The organism is Nonomuraea sp. JJY05, assembly GCF_043496855.1.
In the GTDB taxonomy this organism is placed as follows: domain Bacteria; phylum Actinomycetota; class Actinomycetes; order Streptosporangiales; family Streptosporangiaceae; genus Nonomuraea.
This window is the reverse complement of sequence record NZ_JBIEIS010000026.1, coordinates 77,951-103,213: the sequence shown is the minus strand read 5'-3', so window position 1 is coordinate 103,213 and position 25,263 is coordinate 77,951. Positions and strand designations below refer to the sequence as shown.

The following is a 25,263-nucleotide window of genomic DNA, read 5'->3' as shown; positions in this document are numbered from 1 at the left end:
CGCGGCCGTCGACGCCGAGGCCGCCGCCCGCACGCCCGGCTCACCGCCTGTTCACCGTGACGCCGGCTTCGAGGTCATGGCCGCCGTTCGCAGGCGGCCGGCCGGGACTGGACGGCGCGGACGCGCTCGACGTCGAGCTTGGCCGTCCGGTCGAAGCGGTAGACGCCGTTCTCCTCCTGGAACACGTCGGTCAGCTGCGTGTAGCAGTAGCCGAACATGTCCGGGTCGTCCAGCAGCGTCCCGGTCAGGCCGGCGAAGCGGGTGTGAAACTCCTCCTCGTCCCCCACCCGTTGGCCGTAGCCCCAGGAGCTCTCGCGGTCCGCGTCCTGCTCGGTCCCGGCGAGCTCGGGATTCCACCAGATGCCGCCGTACTCGCTGACGAGGTACGGCTGCCCGCGGTAGGGGACGGAGATCGGCCGGTCGGGTGCGCCGTTGACGAACGGCTCGTCCTTGCCCAGACCGCCCAGCTGGGCGGCGAACACGCCGGGCTCCTGCTCGTAGTTGTGCGAGTCGTAGACGTCCGTCTCCCGCACGCGATGGCTGTAGCCCGAGGCGTCGATGACGGGGCGGGTGGGGTCGGCGAGCTTCGTGGCCAGGAACATGCCGCGCGTGACGTCGTCAAGCTGGGTGACGTGGTCGTGGATCTCCTGGGTGGTCTCGTTGAGCGGGCACCAGCCGATGATCGAAGGGTGCGAGACGTCGCGTTCCAGGACCTCCAGCCACTGCGTGACGAAGGAGGCGGTCGGCTGCTGCTCGTGCCCGGTCGAGGCGCCCCAGTCGCCGAACTCGCCCCACACCAGGTAGCCCAGCCGGTCGGCGTGGTAGAGGAAGCGCTCCTCGAACACCTTCTGGTGCAGGCGCGCGCCGTTGAAGCCCGCGGCCAGCGCCAGCTCGATGTCCCGCAGGAGCGCGGCGTCGGTGGGGGCGGTCATGAGGCCGTCGGGGTAATAGCCCTGGTCGAGCACGAGCCGCTGGAAGACGGGGCGGCCGTTGATGAGCACGCGCTTGCCGTCGATCGCGATCGAGCGTAACCCGGCGTAGCTGTCGGCGGCGTCCGTGACGGCGCCCGCGGCGTCGAGCAGCTCGATCCTGACGCCGTAGAGAAAGCCGTCGCCCGGCTCCCACAGGCGTACCCGCTCCAGCGGCAGGCGCACGGAGGGGGCGAGGTCCACGTCGGCGCGGGCGGTCGCGGTGGCGACGACGCCGTCCCCGTCGGAGACGGTCACGCGGACCGCGCTGCCCGGCCGGTTGCCGGACAGGGGGACGACGACGTTGAAGGAGGAGGTCCCGACGTCGGGCGTGATGCGCGGGCGGCGCAGGTGCACCTCGGGGACGGGCTCCAGCCACACCGTCTGCCAGATCCCCGTGGTGCGGGTGTAGAGGCACTCGAAGTTCTGGTACCTGGTGGACTGCTTGCCGCGCGCCTGGGGCCCGTGCCGGGGGTCGCGTGCGCGTACCACGATCGTGATCTCCTCGCCGGGGCGCGCCACGGCCGACAGGTCGGCCGTGAACGGGGAGAAACCGCCGCGGTGGCGGGCCACCTCGACGCCGTTCACCCACACCGTGGCGTCGTGGTCGACAGCGCCGAAGTGCAGCAGCGTCCGGCGGCCCGCCCACGCGGCGGGGATCGTCACGGTGCGGCGGTACCACACCGCCTCCATGAAGTCAGTGTGCCCGAGGCCGGACAGCTCCGACTCCGGCGCGAAGGGCACGGTGATCGTCCCGGAGAGCTCGCGCTCACGCAGGCCGCGCTCCAGGCCGGAGTCCGCGGCGTCGATCTCGAACTGCCACGGGCCGTTGAGGTTGAGCCAGTCCTCGCGAACCAGCTGTGGGCGGGGGTATTCCGGGCGGGGGACGTCATGGGGAGCGGAACTCGGCATCTGGCACCCTTCGAGAATGTGACCTGAATCACACAGCCTATCGATTCACAATCATGTAACCGATTACATACCCTCATGAAACCGATTACATGGAGGTCAGGTGGCTCGAATCAAAGATGTCGCCGCGCAGGCGGGCGTCTCCGTCGCGACGGTCTCCCGGGTGCTCAACGACAATCCCTCCGTCACCGAGGAGACGCGCAACCGGGTCCACGACGCGATGGCGGCGCTGAACTACCGGCCCAACGCCGTCGCGCGGTCCCTGCGCACCGAGGCCACCAGGACGCTCGGGCTGATCATCGGCGACATCCTCAACCCGTTCTTCGCCGAGCTGGCGCGGGCCGTGGAGGACGAGGCCCGCGAGGCCGGCTACACGGTGATCATCGGCAACGCCGACGAGCGCGCCGACCAGCAGGACCACTACGTGCGCACCCTGCTGGAGCGGCGGGTCGACGGGCTCCTGATCTGCCCCACCGCCGAGGTGACGCCCCTGGTGGAGGAGGTCAGCCAGGGCGAGCGGCCGCTGGTCTTCCTCGACCGGACGCTCATCGGCGTGGAGGTGCCGTCGGTGCGGGCCGACGGCAGTACCGCCATCGCCGAGCTGGTCGCCCACCTGCGCGCCCTCGGGCACCGGCGGATCGCGTTCGTGTCCGGGCCGAGCACCCTGTCCACCGGGCGCGAGCGGGCCGAGGCCTTCCTGCGGGCGGCGGCCGAGCACGGCCTGGAGGTCCCCCCGGAGTACGTGCGCTTCGGCGACTTCCGCGCCGGCAGCGGCCGGCGGATCACCTCCGAGCTGCTCGACCTGCCCGAGCCACCGCAGGCGATCTTCCTGGGCGACAACCTCATGGCACTCGGCGCGCTCGACGAGGTCAGCGAGCGCGGCCTGGACATCCCCCGCGACGTCGCGCTGGCCTCGTTCGACGACGTGCCGTGGTTCAACCACGTCCATCCACGCATCACCGCGATCAGCCAGCCCACCGCGGAGCTGGGCCGGCGCGCGGTGCGGGTGATCCTCGACGCGCTGAGCGGCCGGGCCGCCGAGTCGGTGGTACTGCCCGCCAGGCTCGTGGCGCGCGAGTCCTGCGGAGAGGCAGGCACAAGGAAGGAGGGCCGTTCGTGAGCCAGGAACGGGAGATCCTGCGCGTTGAGGGGCTCGGCAAGAGGTTCCCCGGCGTGGTGGCGCTCGACGGCGTCGACTTCGACCTGCGCGCGGGCGAGGTGCACGTCCTGCTCGGCGAGAACGGCGCCGGCAAGAGCACGCTCATCAAGATGCTGTCCGGCGCCTACCAGCCCGACAGCGGCCGCATCCTCGTCGACGGCGAACCGGTCGACATCCGCAACGCCTCCGACGCCCAGCGGCTCGGCATCGCCACGATCTACCAGGAGTTCAACCTGGTCCCGCAGCTGACCGTGGGCGAGAACCTCGCCCTGGGCCGGCCGCCCCGCCGCTTCGGCTTCGTCGACACACGGCGCATGCACGAGCAGGCGCGCGGCATGCTCGACCGGGTGGGCGTCGGCGTCGACCCGCGCACCCGCGTCGCCGACCTGGGCATCGCGCAGATGCAGATGGTCGAGATCGCCAAGGCGCTCGCCCTGAACGCCCGCGTCCTCATCATGGACGAGCCCACCGCCGTGCTCACCACCAGCGAGGTGCGGCGCCTGTTCGAGCTGGTCGGACAGCTGCGCGAGCGGGGCGTCGCGGTCGTGTTCATCACCCATCACCTGGAGGAGATCGCCCAGATCGGCGACCGGGTGACCGTGCTGCGCGACGGCCGCTCCGTGGCGCAGGTACCGGCCGGCACCCCCGAGGAGGAGCTGATCCGGCTCATGGTGGGCCGGCCCATCGACCAGCAGTACCCGCGCCAGGCCGGCGCGGCCGGCGAGCCGCTGCTGCAGGTGCGCGACCTGAGCCGGGCCGGCGCGTTCTCCGGCGTGTCCTTCGAGGTGCGGGCCGGCGAGGTCGTCGGCCTGGCCGGGCTGGTCGGCGCGGGCCGCACCGAGGTGGCCCGGGCGGTGTTCGGCGCCGACGCCCCCGACTCGGGCGAGGTGCTGGTACGCGGCCGGCGGCTGCCCGCCGGCGACGTGCGCGCCGCCATGGAGGCCGGCCTCGGCCTGGTTCCCGAGGACCGCAAGGGCCAGGGGCTCGTCCTGGGCGCCGACATCGCCGAGAACCTGGGCCTGGTCACCCTGCGCGGCGCCAGCCACGGCGGGTTCGTCGACCGGGCCGGCCAACGCCAGGCCGCCGCGCGGGTGGCCGCCCGGCTCGGCGTGCGGATGAGCCACCTCGGCCAGGAGGTGCGCACCCTGTCGGGCGGGAACCAGCAGAAGATCGTGATCGGCAAGTGGCTGCTCGCCGACGCCAACGTGCTCATTCTCGACGAGCCGACGCGCGGCATCGACGTCGGCGCCAAGGTCGAGATCTACCAGTTGATCAACTCACTCACCGCCTCCGGCCACGCGGTCCTCATGATCTCCAGCGATCTGCCCGAGATCCTCGGGATGAGCGACCGCATCCTCGTCATGGCCAGAGGCAGGCTCGTCGGCGAGCTGGAGGCCGCCGAGGCGAACCAGGACTCCGTGATGGCGCTGGCCGTCACCGAGGTGGAGGATGCTCGTGTCCACTAACGTGCTGGCCGTACGGCCGACGGCCAGGACCCTGCTGGCCGAGAACGGCTCGGTCGCGGCGCTCGTCGTGCTCGTCGTGGCCCTGTCGTTGCTGTCCGGCGACTTTCTGACCGTGACGAACCTGCTCAACGTGGGCGTCCAGGCGGCGGTCACCGCGATCCTCGCGTTCGGCTCGACGTTCGTCATCATCACCAGCGGGATCGACCTGTCCGTCGGCGCCGTGGCCGCCCTGTCGGCGATCGTGCTGGCCTGGACGGCCGCGGACAGCGGGCTGCCCTGGCCGCTGGCCACGCTCGTCGCGCTCGCCGTCGGTGTCGCCTGCGGGCTGGTCAACGCCGCACTGATCGCGTACGGCAAGCTGCCGCCGTTCATCGCCACGCTCGCCATGCTGGGCGTGGCGCGCGGGCTGGCCCTGGTGGTCTCCCAGGGCAGCCCCATCGAGATGCCGGAGGCGGTCTCCCACCTCGGTGACACCGTCGGCGGCTACCTGCCGGTGCCCGTGCTGGTGATGGCGCTCATGGGCGTGATCGCCGCCGTCGTGCTCAACCGCACCTACGCCGGCCGGGCGATGTACGCCATCGGCGGCAACGAGGAGGCCGCCCGGCTGTCCGGCATCGCCGTCAGCAGGCAGAAGCTCATCACCTACGCCCTGTCCGGCGCGTTCGCCGCGGTGGCCGGCATCGTCCTGGCCAGCCGGCTCGCCTCGGCCCAGCCGCAGGCGGCCTCCGGCTACGAGCTGGACGCGATCGCCGCCGTGGTCATCGGCGGGGCGAGCCTGTCGGGCGGCAAGGGCAGGGCGCTCGGCACGCTGGTCGGCGCTCTCATCCTGGCCGTCCTGCGCAACGGGCTGAACCTGCTGTCCGTTTCGGCCTTCTGGCAGCAGGTGGTCATCGGCGTGGTGATCGCCCTGGCCGTCCTGCTCGACACCCTGCGCCGCCGAAGCGGCCGCTGACATCTCCGCAAACCCAGTAAGAAAAAGTGAGGTACCACCCCATGCGCATTCACGCCCTCGTAGCGGCGGGCGCCGCCCTGACCCTCGGCCTGACCGCCTGCGGCTCGTCCGGCACGTCCTCCGCCGGCTCGGCGGGAGCCGCCTCCGGCGGCGACGTCAAGATCGGCATGTCGATCTCGACCCTGAACAACCCGTACTTCGTGCAGCTGCGTGCCGGCGCCGAGGCCGAGGCCAAGAAGCTGGGCGTCACGCTGACCGTCACCGACGCGCAGAACGACGCCTCCCAGCAGGTCAACCAGGTGCAGAACTTCACCAGCCAGAGCATGAAGGCGATCATCATCAACCCGGTCGACTCCGACGCCGCCGCGCCGGCGGTCAAGATAGCGGAACGTTCCAGCATCCCCGTGATCGCCGTGGACCGCGGCGTCAACGGGGGCAAGGTCGCCCAGACCGTCGCCTCCGACAACGTGGCCGGCGGCAAGCTGGCCGCGGAGCAGCTCGCCAAGGAGATCGGCGAGAAGGGCGAGGTCGTCGTCCTCCAGGGCGTGCCCGGCACCTCCGCCTCGCGCGACCGCGGCCAGGGCTTCGCCGAGGGCATCAAGGCGTTCCCCGGCATCAAGGTCGTCGCCCAGCAGCCGGCCGACTTCGACCGCGCCAAGGGCCTGGACGTCATGACGAACCTGCTGCAGTCGCACCCCGGCGTCACCGGCGTGTTCGCCGAGAACGACGAGATGGCGCTCGGCGCGATCAAGGCGCTCGGCGCCAAGGCCGGCAAGGACGTCAAGGTGGTCGGCTTCGACGGCACCCCCGACGGGCTGAAGGCGATCGAAGCCGGCACGCTGGCGGCCAGCATCGCCCAGCAGCCGGCCCTGCTCGGCCAGCAGTCCGTCCAGAACGCGGTCAAGGCCGTCAAGAGCGAGCAGCTGCAGGCCACCGCCAACGTGCCGGTGAAGGTCGCCGTCAAGGACAACCTGTCCGAGTTCACCGGGGCATGAGCTCCGTGGTCGAACACGACGACGGCGCGCCCCGCCACCCGCTCGACGTCGTGGTGGTGGGGTCGGCCAACGCCGACCTGGTCGTCCAGGTCGAACGGCATCCCGCGCCCGCGCCGGGCGAGACCGTGCTCGGCTCGGACCTGGCCGTCCATCCCGGTGGCAAGGGCGCCAACCAGGCCGTGGCCGCCGCCCGGCTCGGCGCGCGGGTGGCGCTGCTCGGCCGGGTCGGCGCCGACGGGCACGGCCGGCTGCTGCGCGAGTCGCTGGAACGCGACGGCGTGGACCTCGGCCACCTGCACGACACGCCGGCCGCCAGCGGCATCGCCATGATCGCCGTCGGGCCGCAGGGCGACAACAGCATCATCGTCGCCCCCGGCGCCAACGCCCGGCTCACCGAAGGCGACGTGCTGAACGCGGCACCGCTGCTGCGGTCGGCCCCGGTCGTCTCGCTGCAGATGGAGATCCCGCTGCCGGCGGTGCTCGCCGCGGCCCGGCTGGCCCGCCGCGCGGTGCTCAACCTGTCGCCGGCCGTGCCGGTGCCGGACGAGCTGCTGGCGCTGTGCGATCCTCTGGTCGTCAACGAGCACGAGGCGACCCTGCTGCTCGGCGCGCCCCGTGAGCCCCGGAAGCCCCGGGAGCCCCGCGAGCCGGACCGGCAGGCCAAGGAGCTGCTGGCGCTCGGGCCCCGCTCGGTCGTCATCACGCTGGGCGCCGAGGGGGCCGTGGTGGCCGAGGACGGCGCCGTCCACACGGTGCCCAGCCCCAGCGTGGCGGCCGTGGACACCACCGGGGCCGGCGACGCGTTCACCGGGGCGCTGGCCTGGCGGCTGGCCGCGGGCGAACCGCTGGTGGAGGCCGCGGCGTTCGCCGCCCGCGTGGGGGCCGCGGCCGTGCGCAGGGCGGGGGCCCAGGATTCGTACCCGACTATGGCGGAGGTGGAGGACCTGTGAAGCGCGGCGGCGTGATCAATGCGGCCCTGGCGGGCGCTCTGGCGCGGCTCGGGCACACCGACGAGGTGCTCATCTGCGACAGCGGCATGCCGCTGCCCGCGGGGGCGCAGGTGGTGGACCTGGCGTTCGTGGCGGGCATCCCGTCGTTCGCCGACGTGCTCGACGGCATCCTCGCCGAGATCGTCGTCGAGGGCGCGACAGCGGCCGAGGAGGTCCGCACGGCCAACCCCACCTGCGACGCGCTGCTCGGCGAGCGGCTGCCGGGGCCGGCGTACGTGCCGCACGAACGGCTCAAGGAGCTCTCCGCCGCCGCCAAGCTGGTGGTACGCACCGGTGAGGCGCACCCGTACGCCAACGTCATCCTGCGCTGCGGCGTGGCCTTCTGACCCGGCCGGCACGGCTCTAGGCGACACGGTAGGCCTGCGCGGTCTCGATGCGCAGCGTCAGGCCGTGGCCCGGGGTGCCCGTGTGCGGGCGGGCCTGGCCGCCGGTGGGGTCCGCGGCGCCGTCGAAGAGGGCCGCCTCGATGCGCTCGTGGTCGTGGAACCACTCGATGTGGCGCAGGTTGACGGTGGCGGCCGCGGCCGGGAGGTGCAGGTTGGGCGCGCAGTGGGCGGAGACCTGCAGGTGGTGCCCGGCGGCGACGGCGGTGGCGGCGAACCAGCCGGTGTAGCCGCCGCAGCGGGTGGCGTCGACCTGCAGGCAGTCAACGGCCTGGGCCTGGCACATGCGGTTGAAATAGGGCGGGTCGCAGCCGTACTCGCCGGCGGTCACGTCGGCGGCGCTGCGCTCGCGGACCAGCCGCAGCCCGGCCAGGTCGTCGGAGGAGACCGGCTCCTCGAACCAGGTCACCTCGTGCTCGCGCATCCGCTCGGCCACGCGGACGGCCTGCTTGGCGCCGTAGCCGCCGTTGGCGTCCACGTACAGCTCGGCCCGCTCGCCGATGACCCGGCGGGCCAGCGCCACGCGGTGCAGGTCGCGCTCGGGGCACGTCCCGGAGGACTCACCGATCTTGATCTTCACCCGGCCGATGCCCTGGTCGTGCACCCAGCCGGCGAGCTGGGCCGTGGTGGCGTCGTCGGCATAAGTCGTGAAACCGCCTGATCCGTACAGCGGGACCTCCTGGCGCGCCGCGCCGAACAGGTGCACGAGCGGGACGCCGAGCAGCCGCGCCTTCAGATCCCACAGCGCGACGTCCACCGCGGAGAGCGCGTATCCGGCGACGCCGGGCCGGCCGGCGTTGCGCACCTGCCGGTTCATCGCGGCCGACAGGGCGGGGATGCCGAGGGCGTCGGCCCCGGCGATCGTCTCGGCGAGCAGCCCGGTGACGAGGGACGCCGTGGCGGCGGGGGCGTAGGTCCAGCCCGTGCCGGTCGTGCCGCCGGCCGTCACCGTGACGACCACCAGCGTGGTCGCCCGCCAGGCCAGGGTGCCGTCGCCTTCGGGCTGATCGGTAGGTATCCGGTAGGCGCTCGCCGCGACCTGATCGATGGTGCTCATCCCGTCCAGCCCTACCCCACCCGCCTCGGACAAACGCGCGCAGCGAAATTCCCGGCCCATTGTTCCGCCCTTCATCGGGACGTAAATAATTCGTCCGGTAATTCCCGGCAGCGTTCCATGGGACCGGTGCCCGAGTTTATTTCCGCGACATAACGGACAGCCATCACTCATGCCCTGGGGGAATCAACGCGAACGGCCGTCGCGGCCATGATGTTCGCCCGAGCCGCAAGTCTGTGGCGACGGCACGATGGCGCCTCTTCGCGTGACGACGCCGGGGCGATGGGCGTCGGCGACGCGTACCGGCACTGCGAGCAGATCATGCGCGGTCAGGCCCGTAATTTCTCCTACGGCCTGCGGCTGCTGCCCGCCCCCAAGCGTCGCGCGCTGAGCGCCGTCTACGCGCTGGCCCGCAGGATCGACGACATCGCCGACGGCGACGGCCCCGCCGGGCGGCGGCTGGCCCGCCTGTCCGCGATCCGCGGGATGCTCGACGGGACAGCTCCCGCGCGGCACGACCTCGTGCTGGTGGCGCTGTTCGAGGCCGCCCGCCGCTATCCGATCCCGCTCGCGGCCTTCTCGGACCTCGTCGACGGCTGTGCCGCCGACGTGCGCGGGAGCACGTACGCGACGTTCGACGACCTGGCCGGCTACTGCCGGTGCGTCGCCGGTTCGATCGGGCGGCTCTCGCTGGGCGTGTTCGGCGCGGACGACATGGAGGCGGCCACGCCGCTCGCGGACGCGCTCGGCGTCGCCCTGCAGATCACCAACATCCTGCGCGACCTGCGGGAGGACCGTTTGGCCAAGCGGGTCTACCTGCCGGCCCGCGACCTCGAACGGTTCGGCTGCACCCTGGACGTCGACGCGTACGGCCGCTTCAGCGACCCGCCCGAGCGCCTGGCCGCGCTCGTCAGATTCGAGGCGGACCGGGCCCGCGACTGGTTCGCCACCGGGATGCGCCTGCTGCCCATGCTGGACGCCCGCAGCGCCGCCTGCACGGCGACCATGGCCGGCATCTACCGGTGCCTGCTCGACCGCATCGCCGCCGATCCCGGCCGGGCGCTGGCCTCCCGGCTGTCGCTGACGACGAGGGAGAAGTCCATGGTCGCGGCACGCGCTCTCGCCCGGACGAGGCGTGCGAATTGATCATTGCCGCGCTGCTGGCGGTGCTCGCCGCGCTGTGCAACGCCGCCACGTCGGTCCTGCAGCGGCGGGCGGCGCGACCGCTGCCGCAGGAGCTGGGCCTGCGCCTCGCCCTGATCTGGGCGCTCGTCGGGAACCCGCTGTGGCGCTGGGGGATCGTGGCGATGATCGGGGGCTTCGTCTTCCAGGCGGCGGCGCTCTCGAAGGGCGGCATCGCCCTGGTCCAGCCGGCCCTGGTGATCGAGCTGCCGTTCACCATGATCATCATGTCCTGGACGTTCGGCACGGTTCTGGACGGGAAATCATGGCTGGCGATCGGCGCGTTGTCGGCCGGCCTGGCGATGTTCCTCGCCGCGGCGGTCCCCGGCCCGGGGCGGTGGTCACCGGACGCGGCCGGATGGATCGTCGCCGCCGCCGCGACCTCGGCGACGATCGCCGCCCTGGTGGCGGTGGGGGCCCTGACCAGGGGGCCCGTGCGGGCCGCCGCGCTGGGCGTGGCCGCGGGCTTCGGCTTCGCCTTCACGGCCACGCTCATCAAGAAGTGCACGACGCTCCTGGAGGACGACCCGGGCGCGCTGCTGGTGTCCTGGCCGCTGTACGCGATGGTGGCCGCGGGCCTGTGCAGCCTGTTCCTCCTGCAGAACGCCCTGCACAGCGGCACCCTCGTCGTCGCCCAGCCGGCGCTGACCATCAGCGACCCCTTGGCGGGCATCCTGTACGGCGCCCTGATGTTCGGGGAGCCCATCCGCACCGGGCCGTGGCTCGTGTTCGAGGTGGCAGGCGCCGGGCTGCTGGTCTACGGGGTCATCGTGCTGGCCCGGTCGCCGCTCATCCAGGACCAGGGCGTGAGCCCCTCGACGCGGAAATGAGCCCCGCCTCGACCGGCATCGAGGAGAACAGCGCGTACGCCCTGTCCACCCGGCGCTTGCGCGATCGCGGGTCCTCGAGCAGGTCCAGCGCCTCCAGCAGCTCGGACGCGGTGCCGGTGTGCAGGCTCACCCCGGCCCTGGCCATCGCCCGCGCGCCGGCGACGCCGTGGCCGCCGATGGGCCGGTGGATGACGACCGGCAGCCCGGCGGCGAAAGCCTCCTGGCAGGTCAGGCCGGAGCCGTTGTCGACCAGGGCGTACGCGGCCGCCATGAGCTCCGGCACGTCGTCGCGCCACCCCAGCGCCGGGCCCACCCCGGCGGCCCGCAGGCGGCGCCGCAGCTCGGCGTTGTCCCCGCACAGCACGATCGGGGTGTACCGCCCCGATCCCGCCAGCGTGCGCGCGGTCGCGACGACGTCCCCCACACCCCACGAACCAGTCGAGACCAGCACGAGCCGGTCGCCCGGGTCCACGCCGACCCGGGCAGCCACTCCTCCGGGATCGGCCGCCGCCCGCGCGAACTCCGGGCGCACGACCGGGGCGCAGCCGAGCGCCGGACGGCCGCTCCGCGCGGCGATCTCCCCGACGATGTCGGGATTCGGGCACAGATATCGATCGTTGCCGGGGTGCAGCCACAGCCGGTGCACCGTGAACTCGACGATCAGCACCGTGCTCGGGCAGGGCAGCCCGCCGCGCTCGCGCAGCAGCCCCGCGACCTGAGCCGCCAGGTGGAAGGTCGAGACGACCTCGTCAGGCGGCCGGGCGGCGACGAGCCGGCGCAGGGCGGGCAGGGCGAGCACCGTGAGCGGCGACGTGCCGGCGGCCCGTTTGCCGACGAAGAAGACCTGGTAGATGACGTCATAGAGCCAGGGGGCGCGCAGGATCATCCAGCGATATCCGTGGCGCAGCACCGATCCCAGCTTGAGCGGGAGCAGCTGGAGGACATCGATGATCTGCGAATCGGCATTCTCGGCGGCGAGCCGGGCGGCCAGCTCGGCGGCGACCCGGTCATGGGCGCTGCCCATCGGCGCGCTGAGGATGAGGACCCGCCTGGCCATCTCATCTCCCCCGATCGGCCGCGTCGCGCTGCCGCTCGGGCTCGCCGGCCTGGCGCTGCTGCACGCGGGTCCCGCCATCACCTGGCTGCCACCGGTCCGGCGACGGATGCCCGCCATCGCCGGCGTCGGCGACCCGGGCCATGTGGCGCTCACCTTCGACGACGGCCCCCATCCCGGCTCGACCCCGCGCTTCCTCGACGAGCTGGGGCGGCTCGGCTGTCACGCGACCTTCTTCGTCCTCGGCGAGCTGCTCGAACGCCACCGATGGCTGGGCCGCCGCATCGTGGCCGAGGGTCACGAGCTGGCCGTGCACGGCTGGCGGCACGGCAACCCCTTGCTCGCCCCGCCGGGGCGGCTGACGGCCGAGATCGGCCGGACCGCCGAGCTGGTGAAGGCGGTCGGCGGCGTGCGCCCGGCGTGGTACCGCCCGCCCTACGGCGCGCTCAGCCTGGAGGCGCTCGTCTCCGCCCGGCTGCGCGGGTTGCGCCCCGTGTTGTGGACCGTCTGGGGCCGGGACTGGGAGGCGGCGGCCACGCCCGGCTCGGTGCTGGCCACCGTGGCGGCCGGGCTGCGCGGCGGGGCGACCGTCCTGCTCCATGACTCCGACCACGCCTCCGTCCCTGGGTCCTGGCGACCGGCTCTCGACGCCCTCCCCGCGCTCGTGGCGCGCTGCAGGCTCATGGGCCTGAACGTGGGCCCGCTGCGCGAGCACGGCATCGCGTTATCCATAACGGCCACTCCCCCTTTCCCAAGGAATTCAAACGCCGTTTTCCCGGCCCCGCCCGCGGGTAAATTCCGAGCAAACAGCCGGGCACCGGAATACCGTCATGTTTGCGCTCCCCGGCGCCGGATAATTTCCCTGTCGTGCGGTCAGAGAGATGCCATTCGCGGGAGCCGGCGGAAAAGGCGCGCCGGGAGAACTTCCCGGTGGCCTCGCGGCTGCTGCCGCGCCGGCACCGCGACCATCTCATGGCCGTGTACGGCTTCGCGCGCTCGGTGGACGACATCGGTGACGACGAGCCCCCCGGCGACCGCCTGAGGCTGCTGGACGAGGTCGAGGCGGACCTCGCCCGGCTCTACGACGGTCACCCGCCACGGCTCGGGCCGCTGCGCGCGCTGGCCCGTACCGTCCAGGAGTGCTCGATCCCCGCAGAGCCCTTCCGCCGCCTCCTCGAGGCCAACCGCCGCGACCAGACGGTCACCCGCTACGAGACCTTCGACGAGCTCCTCGGCTACTGCGAGCTGTCGGCCAACCCGGTCGGCCATCTCGTCCTGTACGTGTTCGGCGAGGTCAGCGGCCCTCGATTGGCCCTGTCCGACAAGGTGTGCTCGGCGTTGCAGGTCATCGAGCACTGCCAGGACGTCGGCGAGGACCACCGGCGCGGCCGCGTCTACCTGCCGGCGGAGGACCTGCGCCGGGCGGGCTGCCCGGTCGGCGATCTCGCGGCGGCGGCCACGTCGGCGCGGCTCCGCGAGGTGGTGGCCGTGCAGGCCGCGCGCGCCGGGACGATGCTGGCCGAGGGGGAGACGATCGTCGCCTCGTTGTCCGGCTTCGCCCGTACGGCGGTCGCCGGCTACGTCGCGGGCGGCCACGCGACCCTGGCGGCGCTGAGCGGCGCCCGCTACGACGTCCTGGGCCGCGCCGTCCGGCCACGCCGCCTGCGCCTGCTCGGGGCGTGGGCGCGTGTCCTCATGACCATGAGCCGGCCCGACGCGGGTCTGCGACGACTGCCGTCGGCGTGAGAGGGCTGTCCCTGTGATGACGATCGCTCCGGTGGCGGTGGTCGGCGGCGGCCTGGCCGGCATCACCGCCGCCCTCGCGCTCGCCGAAGCCGGCTGCCCGGTGACGCTCTACGAGGCCCGCCCGAGGCTGGGCGGCGCCACGTACTCCTTCCGGCGCGGCGGGTTGACGGTGGACAACGGCCAGCACGTCTTCCTGCGCTGCTGCACGGCGTACCGGGGGCTCCTGGAACGGCTCGGCGGCAGCGCGCTGGCCGGCCTGCAGAGCCGCTTCGACGTGCGGGTGCTCGGCGCGGCGGGCCGGTCGGGGCGGCTGCGCCGCGCCGCGTTGCCCGGCCCGCTCCACTTCGTGCCCGCGCTCGCGGGATACCGCCTGCTCGGGCCGGGCGACCGGATCCGGGCCCTGCGCGGCTCGCTCGCGCTCAGCAGGCTCGACCCGGCCGATCCGGCTCTCGACGCGGTGACGTTCGGGAGTTGGCTGGCGGCGCACGGCCAGCGGGCCCCGGTACGGCAGGCGCTCTGGGACCTGCTCGCCGTCGCGGCCCTGAACACGGGGGTCGAGGAGGCCGCGCTCGGCCCGGCGGTGAAGGTGTTCAAGACCGCCATGCTCGGCCGGCCGGACGCCGCCGACCTGGGCATCCCCCTCGTCCCGCTGGGCGAGCTGCACGACACCGCCGCCAGGGCCGCCATCGCGGGGCGCGGCGGCGCGGTACGCCTGTCGGCGAAGGTCACGGCCGTCGAGCCGGGCCCGGCCGTCGTCGTGGACGGCGTCCGGATCGAGGCGTCGGCGGTCGTCGTGGCGACGCGCCACGAGCAGGCCGCGAAGCTGGTCCCCGCCGAGGCGGCGCCCGGCCGGGACGGATGGGGCGGCCTGGACGCGAGCCCCATCATCAACGTCCACGCGGTCTACGACCGGCCGGTCATGCGCGGGCCGTTCGTCGCGGTCACCGGCTCGCCCGTGCAGTGGGTGTTCGACAAGACCCGGGTCGCCGGGCTCGGCGAGGGGCAGTACCTGACGGTGTCGGTGTCGGTCGCGGACACGTGGATCGACCGGCCGACCGCGGACCTGCGCGACGTCTTCGTCCCGGCGCTGCGCTCGGTGTTCCCGGCCGCGCGAGAGGCCAGGATGACCGACTTCTTCGTCACCAGGGAGCGGCGCGCGACGTTCCGCCAGGCTCCCGGCAGCGGGGCGCTGCGCCCGGGCAGCGCCACCCGGTGGCCCGGGCTCTATCTTGCCGGCGCCTGGACCGACACCGGCTGGCCGGACACGATGGAGGGCGCCGTGCGCAGCGGGCTGCAGGCCGCGCGCCTGGTCAGAAGCCATGTACGGCATCGGGAGAGCGTGTCATGACCCTGACCCTGCCGCCGGCGGAGGCCGCCCGCGAGCTCGTCGAGCCGGTGCTGCGCGAGGCCGTCGAGCGCCTCGACCCACGCATCGCCCGCGTCGCCCGCTACCACTTCGGCTGGACCGACGGTGACGGCCGGCCCCGCGCCGCCGGCGGCAAGGCGCTGCGGCCCACGCTCGCGGTGCTGTCGGCCCGGGCCGCCGGAGCCGACGTCGGGCGGTGCCTGCCCGCCGCCGCCGCGGTGGAGCTGATACACGCGTTCTCCCTCCTGCACGACGACGTCATGGACGACGACCCGGTGCGCCGGCACCGTCCGGCCGCCTGGACGGTCTTCGGCCGCTCCCAGGCGATCCTCTGCGGCAACGCGCTGTTCGCGGAGGCCTTGGAGCTCCTGCTGCACCAGGGCACCCCCGGCTACGCGGCGGCCGCCCGCGCGCTCGATCACGCCACGCTCTCGCTCATCGCGGGCCAGGCCCTGGATCTGGAGTTCGAGGAGCGCGACGACGTGACGCGGGAGGAGTGCCTGCTGATGTCGCGGCACAAGACCGCCTCGCTGCTCGCCTGCGCCTGCTCGATCGGCGTCACGGCGGCGGAGGGTCCCGCCTCGCTGGCCGAGGCTCTGGACGCGTTCGGCACCGAGGCCGGGCTGGCCTTCCAGCTGACCGACGACCTCCTCGGCATCTGGGGACGGCCCGAGGCGACGGGCAAGCCGGTGCTGGCCGACCTGCGGGCCCGCAAGAAGAGCCTGCCCGTGGTCGCCGCGCTCACCAGCCGCACGCAGGCCGGACGCCGCCTCGCCGAGCTGCTGGCCAGGCCGGGACAGCTGACGGAGGCCGACCTGCGCGACGCCGCCCACCTGGTCGAGCGGGCAGGCGGCCGGGCGTGGGCCGAGCTGGAGGCCGGACGGCGCCTCGAGGCCGCGACCCGATGCCTCGACGCCGCCGACATGCCCGCGGACGTACGCACCGAATTCCTGCACCTCGCCCGATTCATCACATCCAGGGACCACTGACATGACCACCCTCGAGACGACCCCGAGCCTGCTCACCGACGCCGAGCACGCCCTCCGCGCCGCCTGCGATCACCTGATCGGCCTGCGCTCCCCGGAGGGCTGGTGGAAGGGCGAACTGCAGACGAACGTGACCATGGACGCGGAGGATCTGCTGCTGCGGCAGTTCCTCGGCATCCGCACCGAGCAGGACACCGCCGAGGCCGCCCGGTGGATCCGTTCGGAGCAGCGGGCCGACGGCACGTGGGCCAACTTCCACGAGGGGCCCGCGGATCTGTCCACCACGGTCGAGGCGTACACCGCGCTGCGGCTCGCGGGCGACCCGCCCGACGCCGAGCACATGCGTGCCGCGTCCCAGCAGGTACGCGCCATGGGCGGGATCGAGGCGAGCCGGGTGTTCACCCGGGTCTGGCTGGCCCTGTTCGGCGAGTGGTCATGGCGGGACCTGCCCGTCATGCCCCCCGAGATGATCTTCCTCCCTCCGTGGCTCCCGCTCAACATCTACGACTGGGCCTGCTGGGCCAGGCAGACGATCGTGCCCCTGACCTTCGTGACCGCGCACCGGCCGGTGCGCCGGCTCCCGTTCGAGCTGGCCGAGCTGCGGACCGGCCGGGCGCCGCGGCGCGCCGCGGGCGGGGGCTGGGAGGCGGTGTTCGGCGCGCTGGACCGGGCGTTGCACCGGTACGAGCGGCGCCCGTCACAGGCCCTGCGGCGGGCCGCGCTGAGGCGCGCCGTCGACTGGATCGTCGCGCGCCAGGAGGCCGACGGCTCGTGGGGCGGGATCCAGCCGCCGTGGGTGTACTCGATCATCGCGCTCCACCTGTCCGGCTACCACCTGGACCATCCGGTCATGCGCAAGGCGATCGGAGGGCTCGACCGGTTCACCGTCCGCGACGACAAGGGGCGCCGGTTGGAGGCGTGCCAGTCCCCCGTGTGGGACACGGCGCTGGCGATCAACGCGCTGCTCGACGCGGGCACCCCCGCCGATCATCCGGCCGTCACCGAAGCCGCCGACTGGCTGCTGCGCGAGGAGGTCACGACGGCGGGAGACTGGGCGGTGCGCAGGCCCGGCCTGCCGCCCGGCGGCTGGGCGTTCGAGTTCGACAACGACGGCTATCCCGACATCGACGACACCGCGGAGGTGGTGCTCGCGCTGCGCCGGCTGGAGCGCCCCGGCGTGCGGCCGGCGATCGAGCGCGGGGTCCGCTGGATGGCCGGGATGGCGAGCGCCGACGGCGGCTTCGCGGCGTTCGACGCCGACAACGTCCGCGCGCTCTGCACCAAGCTGCCCTTCTGCGACTTCGGCGCGGTGATCGACCCTCCGTCCGCCGACGTCACCGCGCACGTCGTCGAAGCATTGGCCAAGGAGCGGCCCCGCTCCCCCGTCCTGCGCAGGGCCGTGATCTGGCTGCTCAAGGCGCAGGAGGAGGACGGATCGTGGTTCGGCCGCTGGGGCGCGAACCACGTCTACGGCACCGGGGCCGCCGTGCCCGCCCTCGTCGCCGCGGGGGTCCGCACGGGACATCCCTCCGTACGCCGGGCCGTCGCCTGGCTGGAACGGCACCAGAACGATGACGGCGGCTGGGGCGAGGACCTGCGCTCCTACCGCGACCCGGCCTGGATCGGCCGCGGGGCCTCGACCGCCTCGCAGACCGCCTGGGCGCTGCTGGCCCTGCTCGCCGCCGGCGAACGCTCACCGGCAGTGGAAAGGGGGGTTCGCCGGCTGGTCGAGGGGCAGCGGCCGGACGGCACCTGGGACGAGCCGTATTTCACCGGCACGGGTTTCCCCGGTGACTTCTACATCAACTACCACCTCTACCGGCTCGTCTTCCCGATCAGCGCCCTCGGGCGTTACCTGCGCCGCGACATGGAGCTCTCATGACGGGGCTGCTGGTGTGTGCCGCGCTCGGGATCGAGGCCCGCGCGATCAGGCGCGGCCTGCCGGCCCGCCTCGCCAGGGTCGTCGTCACCGGCGCCGGCCCGCGGCGGGCGGCCCGCGCGGCCGCGAGCCTGCACCTGGGCCTGGGCCTGGGCCAGGGCCGGGACCTGGGCCGGGACCTGGGCCAGGGCCGGGACCTGGGCCGGCGGGAGGCGGTGGCCGTGGTCGGCTTCGGCGGCGCGGTCGGCAGGAGCCTGCGGCCCGGCGACGTCCTGGTGGCGAGCGAGGTCCGCTTCAGGGGACGCGTCCATCCCTGCCCGTCCGCTCCGCTCCTCGCGGGCGAGCTGGCCGGCGCCGGCCTGCCCGCCGTGGTGGGGCCGCTGGTGACCGCCGATCACGTGGTCCGCGGCGCGGAGCGGCACCGCCTGGCCGCCGAGGGCGCGTACGCCGTGGACATGGAGACCGGCCCGCTGGCCCGCGCCGCCGCGGGGCGCCCGCTGGCCGCCGTGCGGGTCATCGTCGACACGCCCGAGGCGCCGCTGCTGAGCCTGGCGACGCTCACCCGCGGCGTCGCCGCCCGCCGCACGCTCGCCGCCATCGGCCCCGTCCTGGTGCGCTGGGCGGCGGTGCTACCCGAGGAAGTGCTGTCATGACCATCCCGCTCCGACAGAGCCTGCGCGTCGGCGGCTACATCCTGCGTCAGCGGCTGCGGGGACGGACCAAGTTCCCGCTGCTGGTGGAGCTGGAGCCGCTGTTCGCGTGCAATCTCAAATGCGCCGGCTGCGGCAAGATCCAGCATCCCGCCGACGTGCTGAAACGGCGCATGCCGGTGGAGCAGGCCGTCGCCGCGATCCAGGAGTGCGGCGCCCCCATGGTGTCCGTCGCCGGCGGGGAGCCGCTCATGCACCCGCAGATCGGCGAGCTGGTCCGCCGGCTCGTCGGCATGAAGAAGTACGTCTTCCTGTGCACGAACGCGCTGCTGATCCCCAAGAAGATCGACGAGTTCGAACCCTCCCGGTACTTCACCTGGACCGTGCACATCGACGGCGTGCGCGAGCGCCACGACGCCTCCGTGTGCAAGGAGGGCGTCTTCGACGAGGCGGTCGCCGCCGTGCGCGAGTGCCAGCGGCGCGGCTTCCGGGTCACCACCAACACGACGTTCTTCTCCTCGGACAGCCCGCGAACCGTCATCGAGGTGCTCGACTACCTCAACGACGAGCTCGCCGTCGACCAGATGATGATCTCGCCTGCGTACGCGTACGAGAAGGCGCCCGTCCAGGACCGGTTCATGGGCGTGCGGGAGACGCGCGCGCTGTTCCGCGAGGCCTTCGCCGGCGGGAGGCGGCGGCGCTGGCGGTTCAACCACTCGCCGCTGTTCCTGGACTTCCTGGAGGGCCGGATCGAGCTCCCGTGCACCGCCTGGGCCATCCCGTCGTACTCGCTGTTCGGCTGGCAGCGGCCGTGCTACCTGATGGCCGACGGGTACGCGCGGACCTACCGCGAGCTCATCGAGGACACCGACTGGTCGGCCTACGGCCGGGGCCGCGACCCCCGGTGCGACAACTGCATGGCGCACTGCGGATACGAGCCGACCGCCGTCCTGGCCACGATCGGGTCGCTGAAGGAGTCACTGCGCGCCATCAGGAGCGGCTGAGCCCTCGACGCGCCCGAAGCGCCGCGCGAGCACCCGGAACGCGCCGGGGGCCGCGCCGCGCAGCCTGGCCGGCACCCGCAGCCATCCCGGCACGAACGACTCCGGCCGGCCGTCCCTGATCGCCGCCACGATCGCGCGCGCCACCCGCTCCGGCGCGATCGGCGCCGGCCAGCCGCGCGTGTACGGGGTGCCGCGCCGTACGAAGAACGGGGTGTCCACCACCCCGGGCAGCAGGACGGACACGCCGACACCTGGCACGTCGTGCAGCTCGTGGCGCAGGCCCTCCGCGAAGGCCATCAGCCCCGCCTTCGTGGCCGAGTACACGGCTTCCCGCGCCACCCCCACCGCCCCGGCGATGGAGGCCACGAACACGAGGTGCCCGCGACCCGCCGCCACCATCCCCGGCAGCAGCAGCCGCGTGAGCTCGATCGGCGCGGCGAGATTGACCGCCAGCAGCTGCTCGACGCTGCCGGCCGGCATCCGCACGAACGGCCCCGCCCACCCCACGCCCGCGTTGTTCACCAGGACGTCGACGTGACCGCTCCGCGCGACCAGCTCCTCGGCCCGGGTGGCGACGTCGCACACCAGCAGGCGCCCGCCGGTGGCCGAGGCGACGGCCGCCAGCCGCTCGCGATCGCGCCCGGCCAGCGTCAGCCGCGCGCCGGTGCCCGCCAGCTCCCGCGCGGTGGCCGCCCCGATGCCCGAGGAGGCCCCGGTGACCAGGACGTGGGCGCCGGCGAGCCGCATGGCCTCACCTGTTTCCATAACGGTGCGTATCACGACGTACAGTCGTGTGCTTTCCACTCCCGCGCCGTCCCAACCCGCCGGGCGGCATCCACCCGGCCAGGGCACCCGGACGAGGCCGCCCCGATCTCCCGACGCCGGTTCAGCTCAGGCCGGGACGTGCCGCGGCGGCCACGATCGTCGCCGCGAGCGCCCTCCGGTGGTCCTCGGCCCAGGTCGGCCCGAGCGCCGCCCGCGTACCGTGCAGGATCTCACCGGCCCCAACCGAAATGACGGGCTGTCCCCACGCGCATGGCTCCGATTATGCTCCCGCCCATCCCTTTTGCCCCGGACGCCGGCCTGCGGCGACGGCTGGTATACAGAATGGACGACAGCGGGCCGGCCATGTTTACGCCGGGCGATTTCCGCGGGCGGCACGCCTGCCGGACGACGCCGCCGCCGACCCGGCCTCCGCGTCCCGTCCCTCGCCTGAGGCGCGTGCCGGAAGCGGCCGCGGGGCCGCGGGGAGGACGGACGGATCGAGCGGATCGGATGGCGGGCGGTTCGTGCCCGTGACCGTCGAGACGCTGATCAGCGGCATGCCGGGCGTCGGCGGAGCCTGCGCGAGCCGCGCACCGCCGGGGATACGCCGGCGGCGGATTTTCCTGCCGGACGTACGGCGGGCGAAAAATTTAATGGCGCATTTACCCGCGGTCGAAATTCAGCGTCGAGGCAGTTCGAAGGAGCCGTGGGAATTGTTGGTGTCGTCGTGTACACCGAGCGTGGTAATCGCTGCTTTCCTCATATTTCCAAGGTAAATGCCGGAGCCCCGTCAGGCAATAAGGCAGCCTACCGAAATATGGCGAATTATTCATTCTGAATCGACGGACAATGCCGCGCTGATTTCCCGGTCGTCGGCGCGCAGCTGGATGGCCGCCAAAGCGCTGAGCGCCTGCTCCTCCAGCTGGCGGAACCCCCGGCGGCGCGCGTCGTTGAGCGCCTCGTGACCGTGGGCGGAGGCCTGTTCCAGGTTTCCCAGCCGACAATGGGCGCCGGCCAGCCCGATGAGGGACTCCAGCCGGGGCTGCGGGTTGCCGACCTCGCGGGCGATGGCCAGCGCTCTGCCGTGCTCCTCGGCGGCCTGCTCCGGGCGCCCGAGACGAGCGCGTACGGTGGCCCGGGTGTTGAGCGTGTCGGCCTCCGCCCGGCGGTCGCCGATCGCGACGGACAGCTCCACCGCGCGGTCGGCGAGTTCGAGGGCGTCCTCGTATCGGCCGGCGTCACGGTGGACCGCGGCCAGTGTGTTCAGGACGAGGACCTCGCCGTAGCGGTTGCCCGACTGCCGGAAGATGGGCAGGGCGCGGTCGAGGTAGTCCAGCGCGCGGTCGAGTTCGCCGAGGTCGTGGTAGATCTCGCCCATGTTCTCCAGCGCGATCGCCTCGCCGTTGCGGTAGGCGGCCTGCTGGTAACGCGCCAGCGCCTCGTGCTGGAGTTCGGCGGCCCGTGCCAGTTGCCCCTGGCTCCGGTAGACCATGCTGAGGTTGGCCAGGCTGGTGGCGTGGATGGTGCGCTGGCCCGTCTGTCTCGCGATGGCGATGGCCTGGCTGTAGTGGTCGGCGGCCTCCTGCAGCGAGCCCAGCTTCCAGTGCACGTTGCCGAGGTTGTTGAGCACCGCGCATTCGCACTCGCGCCACCCGGCGCTCTGGGCGAGCTTCAGTGCCTGCCCATAGTGGCTCAGCGACTGCGGGTGCATGCCCCGGCTCTGGTAGACCTGCGCCATGCTGAGCTCCGTGGCGGCCTGGGCGGTGAGGTCCCCGTCGAGGCCGGCGGCCGAGCGGGCGGCCTCGGCGACGGCCTGCCAGTCGTTCGGGTCGCGCCGCAGCGACAGGTAGCCGCGCAGCGTGTCGGCCAGCCGCCAGGCCACCTCGCGGGGGCCGTGCGCGGCCGCGTACGTGATGGCCGCGATGAGGCCGGAGCGCTCGGCGTCGAGCCACGCCAGCGCCGTCGCCGGCTCCTCGAACGTCAGCGGGGGCCTGCGCGGCGGCGGTCCCGCCAGTTGCAGGGCCTGCGGGTAGAGCAGGCGTTTGGCCTCGTCGGCGACCCTGAGGTAGAAGTCGAACAGGCGCGCCAGCGCGGTCGTCCGCTCGGTCTCGGTCGCGCTGTCCCGGGCGTAGAGCCTGATCAGGTCGTGGAACCCGTACCGGCCCGGAGCGGTCTGCAGGATCAGGTGCGTGCGCTCCAGGCGGTCCAGGGCCCGCCGCACCTGCTCGATCGGGTCGGCGGCCAGCGCCGCGACGGCCTGCGGGGTGAGGTCGGGGCACGGGCTCAGGCCCAGCAGCCGGAAGAGACGCTGGTCCGGCTCGTCGAGGGCGGCGTACGACAGGTCGAACGCGGCGCGCACGGCGGCCCGGCCGTCCCCGTCGACCTGCAGGGCGTTCAGGCGATCGCTCCCGGCGAGCTCCGTGACGCCGTCGATGATGGCGCGCGTCGGCTGCCGGGACAGGTTGATCGCCGCGATCCGCAGCGCGAGCGGCAGATAGTCGCACAGCAGCGCCAGCCTGGCGGCGGCCTCCGCCTCCTGCCGTACGCGGTCGGCGCCGAGTATCCGGGCCAGCAGGGTCCGCGCCTCGGCGGGGTCCAGCACGGCCAGCGGGAGCGGCCGGGCGCCGTCGAGGGCCACGAGCCCGCTCAGCCGGTCCCGGCTGGTCACCAGCGACAGGCAGTCGGTGGCGCCGGGGAGCAGCGGGCGGACCTGCTCCGGCGTGGCCGCGTTGTCGAGCAGGACGAGGACCCGCTTGCCGGCCAGCAGGGTCCGGTACAGGGCGGCCGCCTCGTCCGCGTCCGCGGGCACGTGCTCGGGGGCGACCCCGAGGGAGCGCAGCAGGCGGGCCAGCGCCTGCTCCGGCCGCATCGGCGGCCCGGTGGCGAAGCCGCGCAGGTTGACGTACAGCTGGCCGTCGGGGAAACGATCGCGGATCCGGTGCGCCCAGTACAGGGCCAGGGCGGTCTTGCCGACCCCGGCGGCGCCGGTGATCGCGATCGTGACCGGCGTGCTCGTGTGGTCCTGAATGTGCTCGTCCAGCCACCTGAGCTGCCCGGCCCGGCCGGTGAAGTCGGAGACGGACCGCGGCAGCTGCGCCGGCACCGCCGGCGGCGCCGGGCCGGCCGCCAGGACGCGATCGGGCTGCGGCAGCAGCACCGGGTCGTTGCGCAGGATGGCCACCTCCAGCCGCTGGAGTTCGAGGCTGGGGTCGATGCCGAGCTCGTCCGCCAGGCGGCGGCGCGCTCTCCTGGCCTCCTCCAGGGCCGTGTGCGTCTGCCCGCTGCGGTAAAGGGCGATCATCAACTGGCAGGTCAGCCGTTCGCGGAACGGATGATATCGGGTCAGCTCGGTCAGCTCGTCCAGCAGCTGGCGGTGGCGGCCCAGCCGTAACCCGGCGTCGATCTTGTCCTCCAGCGCCACCAGCCGCGACTCCTCCAGGCCGCTTCCCAGGCGCTCCTGGGTCTCTGGAGGCGCCGTCCCCGCCAGCACGGGGCCGCGCCACAGGCTGAGGCCCTGGTCGAGCAGCGCGACCCGGCGCTCGTCGTCGGGTTCCGCGCGGGCCCGCTGCACCAGGCCGCGGAAGCGATGGGCGTCGATCCGCTCCGGGTCGGTCCGCAGGACGTAGCCTGCGCCCTGCGCCGTCAGTGTGACCTCGGCCTGGGCGGGGTCGGCGCGGGCCAGGATCGAGCGCAGCTGGGAGACGGACACCCGGATCGCGTGCTGTGCCGTACGCGGGCGGGACCCCGGCCAGTTCAGCTCGACCAGCCGCTCCACCGTGACCGGATGGTTGGCCTCCAGAGCCAGAACCGCGAATGTCAGCCGCTGTTTGCGTGGGCCCAGTCCGACGCACTGCCCGTTCGAGTAGGCTTCCACGGCGCCGAGCAAGCGGAACTCCAACATGAGTCACACTCCGGTTTGGATTTCGCTCTCATGGTCTGTCAGGCGATGGGGTTTCTCAAGCCCTCGAAATCAGTCCCCGACGGCGCTTTGATCGGACTCTGAAGTAACTATGAACGCCCTCTCCCACTATTTACTCGGAGCCAGAACAATGACGCTGAGGGTGGGCAATGGCTGATTTTCCGGCTGTCGCGGAGGCGCCGCCGCGGACCTTTCGGCTGGCGCACGCCTCACGGGGCGCGGTCATGGACTCGGCCCGGCTGGCGCTGCCCTGCGCGATCACCCGTGAGTGGGCCTGGGGATCGGCAACCGGCTCCGGCGTGCGGGTCTGCCTGATCGACAGCGGGGTCGACGCGTCCCACCCGGCCTTCACCAGGCCGATCACCCCGCTCACGGTGACGGGTGACGGCTTGGAGATCGTGCCGGACGAGGTCGGCGACCAGGCGGGCCACGGGACGGCGTGCGCCGGCGTCATCCGGACCATGGCCCCGGACTGCGAGCTGACCAGCGTCCGCGTGCTCGGCAGCGGGTTGCAGGGCCGTGGCGAGGTGCTGCTGGCGGCGCTGGAGTGGGCCATCGAGCAGCGCTTCTCCCTGGTCAGCCTGAGCCTGTCGACCCGTCGCGCCGAGCACAAGGAGGCCCTGCACGATCTCGTCGACAGGGCCTTCTTCGCCGGGGTCACCATCGTGGCCTCCGCCCACAACCGGCCGGTGCGCAGCTATCCCTGGCACTTCCCGAGCGTGATCTCGGTGGGTTCGCACGCCTTGGCGCTCGCCGAGCACATCGAGTGCAACCCTGAGCCTCCTGCCGAGTTCTTCGCGCGCGGGATCGGGGTGGAGGTGCCACTGCCCGGCGGCGGAACCTCGCGCCTGACCGGCAACAGCTTCGCCACCCCGCACATCACCGGGCTGTGCGCGCGCGTGCTGCAGCGGCACCCGGGCCTTGCCACCGGCCAGCTCAAACACGTGCTGGCGGCCGTCGCGAACAACCGGACATGAGGAGGCCAC

General features: G+C 73.2%; 21 protein-coding genes and 1 pseudogene. 16 read left to right on the top strand and 6 right to left on the bottom strand.

The window, feature by feature from the left end:
* Positions 1-74 precede the first annotated feature (74 nt).
* On the bottom strand, positions 75-1,880 hold the full coding sequence (locus ACFKCF_RS35485) for a glycoside hydrolase family 2 protein (RefSeq protein ID WP_394499655.1): 1,806 nt from the start codon (positions 1,878-1,880) through the stop codon (positions 75-77).
* Positions 1,881-1,980: 100 nt separating this feature from the next.
* Between ACFKCF_RS35485 and ACFKCF_RS35480 the strand changes: the two genes are divergently transcribed.
* Genes ACFKCF_RS35480 through rbsD form a run of 6 tightly spaced genes read left to right on the top strand, consistent with a single transcriptional unit; the run spans position 1,981 to position 7,785 of the window.
* The gene (locus ACFKCF_RS35480) at positions 1,981-2,997 is read left to right on the top strand and encodes a LacI family DNA-binding transcriptional regulator (protein WP_394499654.1); all 1,017 of its coding nucleotides are present in this window, start codon (positions 1,981-1,983) and stop codon (positions 2,995-2,997) included.
* The gene (locus tag ACFKCF_RS35475) at positions 2,994-4,502 is read left to right on the top strand and encodes a sugar ABC transporter ATP-binding protein (RefSeq protein ID WP_394499653.1); all 1,509 of its coding nucleotides are present in this window, start codon (positions 2,994-2,996) and stop codon (positions 4,500-4,502) included. Before ACFKCF_RS35480 ends, ACFKCF_RS35475 begins: the two co-directional genes overlap by 4 nt.
* Entirely contained in the window at positions 4,486-5,454 is a 969-nt protein-coding gene (locus ACFKCF_RS35470; protein WP_394499652.1) for an ABC transporter permease, read from the top strand. The genes ACFKCF_RS35475 and ACFKCF_RS35470 overlap by 17 nt, the downstream gene beginning before the upstream one ends.
* 41 nt (positions 5,455-5,495) lie before the next feature.
* On the top strand, positions 5,496-6,449 hold the full coding sequence (locus tag ACFKCF_RS35465; protein ID WP_394499651.1) for a D-ribose ABC transporter substrate-binding protein: 954 nt from the start codon (positions 5,496-5,498) through the stop codon (positions 6,447-6,449).
* Positions 6,446-7,399 carry a ribokinase gene (locus ACFKCF_RS35460; protein WP_394499650.1) on the top strand — a complete coding sequence of 318 codons (954 nt, stop codon included), beginning with the start codon at positions 6,446-6,448 and terminating at the stop codon, positions 7,397-7,399. Before ACFKCF_RS35465 ends, ACFKCF_RS35460 begins: the two co-directional genes overlap by 4 nt.
* The gene (gene rbsD, locus ACFKCF_RS35455; protein WP_394499649.1) at positions 7,396-7,785 is read left to right on the top strand and encodes a D-ribose pyranase; all 390 of its coding nucleotides are present in this window, start codon (positions 7,396-7,398) and stop codon (positions 7,783-7,785) included. Before ACFKCF_RS35460 ends, rbsD begins: the two co-directional genes overlap by 4 nt.
* 16 nt (positions 7,786-7,801) lie before the next feature.
* Here the strand turns inward: rbsD and ACFKCF_RS35450 are convergent, their stop codons facing one another.
* The gene (locus ACFKCF_RS35450; RefSeq protein WP_394499648.1) at positions 7,802-8,899 is read right to left on the bottom strand and encodes an enolase C-terminal domain-like protein; all 1,098 of its coding nucleotides are present in this window, start codon (positions 8,897-8,899) and stop codon (positions 7,802-7,804) included.
* Between the two features lie 279 nt (positions 8,900-9,178).
* Between ACFKCF_RS35450 and ACFKCF_RS35445 the strand changes: the two genes are divergently transcribed.
* Both ACFKCF_RS35445 and ACFKCF_RS35440 read left to right on the top strand, forming a co-directional pair.
* The gene (locus tag ACFKCF_RS35445; RefSeq protein WP_394499647.1) at positions 9,179-10,042 is read left to right on the top strand and encodes a phytoene/squalene synthase family protein; all 864 of its coding nucleotides are present in this window, start codon (positions 9,179-9,181) and stop codon (positions 10,040-10,042) included.
* Entirely contained in the window at positions 10,039-10,908 is an 870-nt protein-coding gene (locus ACFKCF_RS35440) for a DMT family transporter (RefSeq protein WP_394499646.1), read from the top strand. Before ACFKCF_RS35445 ends, ACFKCF_RS35440 begins: the two co-directional genes overlap by 4 nt.
* On the opposite strand, the gene ACFKCF_RS35435 is transcribed toward ACFKCF_RS35440, so the two are convergent.
* Positions 10,868-11,965 (bottom strand): hypothetical protein, encoded by a 1,098-nt coding sequence (locus ACFKCF_RS35435; RefSeq protein WP_394499645.1) that lies wholly within the window; start codon positions 11,963-11,965, stop codon positions 10,868-10,870. The two genes, ACFKCF_RS35440 and ACFKCF_RS35435, sit on opposite strands and share 41 nt — an antisense overlap.
* Between ACFKCF_RS35435 and ACFKCF_RS35430 the strand changes: the two are divergent.
* Positions 11,856-12,392 (top strand): annotated as a pseudogene (locus tag ACFKCF_RS35430) (polysaccharide deacetylase family protein); the annotation flags it as partial. The gene ACFKCF_RS35435 and the pseudogene ACFKCF_RS35430 sit on opposite strands and share 110 nt — an antisense overlap.
* Positions 12,393-12,397: 5 nt before the next feature.
* Here ACFKCF_RS35430 and ACFKCF_RS35425 read toward each other — a convergent pair.
* Entirely contained in the window at positions 12,398-12,646 is a 249-nt protein-coding gene (locus ACFKCF_RS35425) for a hypothetical protein (protein ID WP_394499720.1), read from the bottom strand.
* Between the two features lie 183 nt (positions 12,647-12,829).
* Between ACFKCF_RS35425 and hpnC the strand changes: the two genes are divergently transcribed.
* From hpnC to hpnH, 6 genes are read left to right on the top strand one after another with little or no spacing between them, the layout of a single operon-like run.
* Positions 12,830-13,708: a squalene synthase HpnC gene (gene hpnC, locus ACFKCF_RS35420; protein WP_394499644.1), complete on the top strand. Its 879-nt coding sequence runs from the start codon at positions 12,830-12,832 to the stop codon at positions 13,706-13,708.
* Between the two features lie 16 nt (positions 13,709-13,724).
* Entirely contained in the window at positions 13,725-15,056 is a 1,332-nt protein-coding gene (gene hpnE, locus ACFKCF_RS35415; protein WP_394499643.1) for a hydroxysqualene dehydroxylase HpnE, read from the top strand.
* On the top strand, positions 15,053-16,063 hold the full coding sequence (locus tag ACFKCF_RS35410) for a polyprenyl synthetase family protein (RefSeq protein ID WP_394499642.1): 1,011 nt from the start codon (positions 15,053-15,055) through the stop codon (positions 16,061-16,063). The genes hpnE and ACFKCF_RS35410 overlap by 4 nt, the downstream gene beginning before the upstream one ends.
* A gap of 1 nt (position 16,064) precedes the next feature.
* Positions 16,065-17,942, top strand: a complete 1,878-nt coding sequence (gene shc / locus ACFKCF_RS35405; protein WP_394499641.1) for a squalene--hopene cyclase — start codon at positions 16,065-16,067, stop codon at positions 17,940-17,942.
* Positions 17,939-18,592 carry a hypothetical protein gene (locus tag ACFKCF_RS35400; RefSeq protein WP_394499640.1) on the top strand — a complete coding sequence of 218 codons (654 nt, stop codon included), beginning with the start codon at positions 17,939-17,941 and terminating at the stop codon, positions 18,590-18,592. Before shc ends, ACFKCF_RS35400 begins: the two co-directional genes overlap by 4 nt.
* Positions 18,589-19,593 carry an adenosyl-hopene transferase HpnH gene (gene hpnH, locus ACFKCF_RS35395; RefSeq protein ID WP_394499639.1) on the top strand — a complete coding sequence of 335 codons (1,005 nt, stop codon included), beginning with the start codon at positions 18,589-18,591 and terminating at the stop codon, positions 19,591-19,593. Before ACFKCF_RS35400 ends, hpnH begins: the two co-directional genes overlap by 4 nt.
* Here hpnH and ACFKCF_RS35390 read toward each other — a convergent pair.
* Together ACFKCF_RS35390 and ACFKCF_RS35385 are read right to left on the bottom strand one after the other, a co-directional pair.
* The gene (locus ACFKCF_RS35390) at positions 19,567-20,340 is read right to left on the bottom strand and encodes an SDR family NAD(P)-dependent oxidoreductase (RefSeq protein ID WP_394499638.1); all 774 of its coding nucleotides are present in this window, start codon (positions 20,338-20,340) and stop codon (positions 19,567-19,569) included. The two genes, hpnH and ACFKCF_RS35390, sit on opposite strands and share 27 nt — an antisense overlap.
* Positions 20,341-21,187: 847 nt before the next feature.
* Positions 21,188-24,259 carry a BTAD domain-containing putative transcriptional regulator gene (locus tag ACFKCF_RS35385; RefSeq protein WP_394499637.1) on the bottom strand — a complete coding sequence of 1,024 codons (3,072 nt, stop codon included), beginning with the start codon at positions 24,257-24,259 and terminating at the stop codon, positions 21,188-21,190.
* A 167-nt stretch (positions 24,260-24,426) separates the two neighbouring features.
* On the opposite strand from ACFKCF_RS35385, the gene ACFKCF_RS35380 reads away from it, so the two are divergent.
* Entirely contained in the window at positions 24,427-25,254 is an 828-nt protein-coding gene (locus ACFKCF_RS35380; protein WP_394499636.1) for a S8 family serine peptidase, read from the top strand.
* Positions 25,255-25,263: the final 9 nt, after the last annotated feature.

Excerpts from the sequence above, each read along its gene's own strand:
- ACFKCF_RS35445 (WP_394499647.1), top strand. The coding sequence starts at position 9,179 with ATGGGCGTCGGCGACGCGTACCGGCACTGCGAGCAGATCATGCGCGGT.
- hpnE (WP_394499643.1), top strand. The coding sequence starts at position 13,725 with ATGACGATCGCTCCGGTGGCGGTGGTCGGCGGCGGCCTGGCCGGCATC.
- shc (WP_394499641.1), top strand. The coding sequence starts at position 16,065 with ATGACCACCCTCGAGACGACCCCGAGCCTGCTCACCGACGCCGAGCAC.
- ACFKCF_RS35425 (WP_394499720.1), bottom strand. The coding sequence starts at position 12,646 with ATGAGCCTGCAGCGCGCCACGAGCGCGGGGAGGGCGTCGAGAGCCGGT.
- ACFKCF_RS35400 (WP_394499640.1), top strand. The coding sequence starts at position 17,939 with ATGACGGGGCTGCTGGTGTGTGCCGCGCTCGGGATCGAGGCCCGCGCG.
- ACFKCF_RS35460 (WP_394499650.1), top strand. The coding sequence starts at position 6,446 with ATGAGCTCCGTGGTCGAACACGACGACGGCGCGCCCCGCCACCCGCTC.
- hpnH (WP_394499639.1), top strand. The coding sequence starts at position 18,589 with ATGACCATCCCGCTCCGACAGAGCCTGCGCGTCGGCGGCTACATCCTG.
- ACFKCF_RS35485 (WP_394499655.1), bottom strand. The coding sequence starts at position 1,880 with ATGCCGAGTTCCGCTCCCCATGACGTCCCCCGCCCGGAATACCCCCGC.
- ACFKCF_RS35390 (WP_394499638.1), bottom strand. The coding sequence starts at position 20,340 with ATGCGGCTCGCCGGCGCCCACGTCCTGGTCACCGGGGCCTCCTCGGGC.
- ACFKCF_RS35410 (WP_394499642.1), top strand. The coding sequence starts at position 15,053 with ATGACCCTGACCCTGCCGCCGGCGGAGGCCGCCCGCGAGCTCGTCGAG.
- ACFKCF_RS35470 (WP_394499652.1), top strand. The coding sequence starts at position 4,486 with ATGCTCGTGTCCACTAACGTGCTGGCCGTACGGCCGACGGCCAGGACC.
- ACFKCF_RS35465 (WP_394499651.1), top strand. The coding sequence starts at position 5,496 with ATGCGCATTCACGCCCTCGTAGCGGCGGGCGCCGCCCTGACCCTCGGC.
- ACFKCF_RS35450 (WP_394499648.1), bottom strand. The coding sequence starts at position 8,899 with ATGAGCACCATCGATCAGGTCGCGGCGAGCGCCTACCGGATACCTACC.
- ACFKCF_RS35385 (WP_394499637.1), bottom strand. The coding sequence starts at position 24,259 with ATGTTGGAGTTCCGCTTGCTCGGCGCCGTGGAAGCCTACTCGAACGGG.
- ACFKCF_RS35380 (WP_394499636.1), top strand. The coding sequence starts at position 24,427 with ATGGCTGATTTTCCGGCTGTCGCGGAGGCGCCGCCGCGGACCTTTCGG.
- ACFKCF_RS35435 (WP_394499645.1), bottom strand. The coding sequence starts at position 11,965 with ATGGCCAGGCGGGTCCTCATCCTCAGCGCGCCGATGGGCAGCGCCCAT.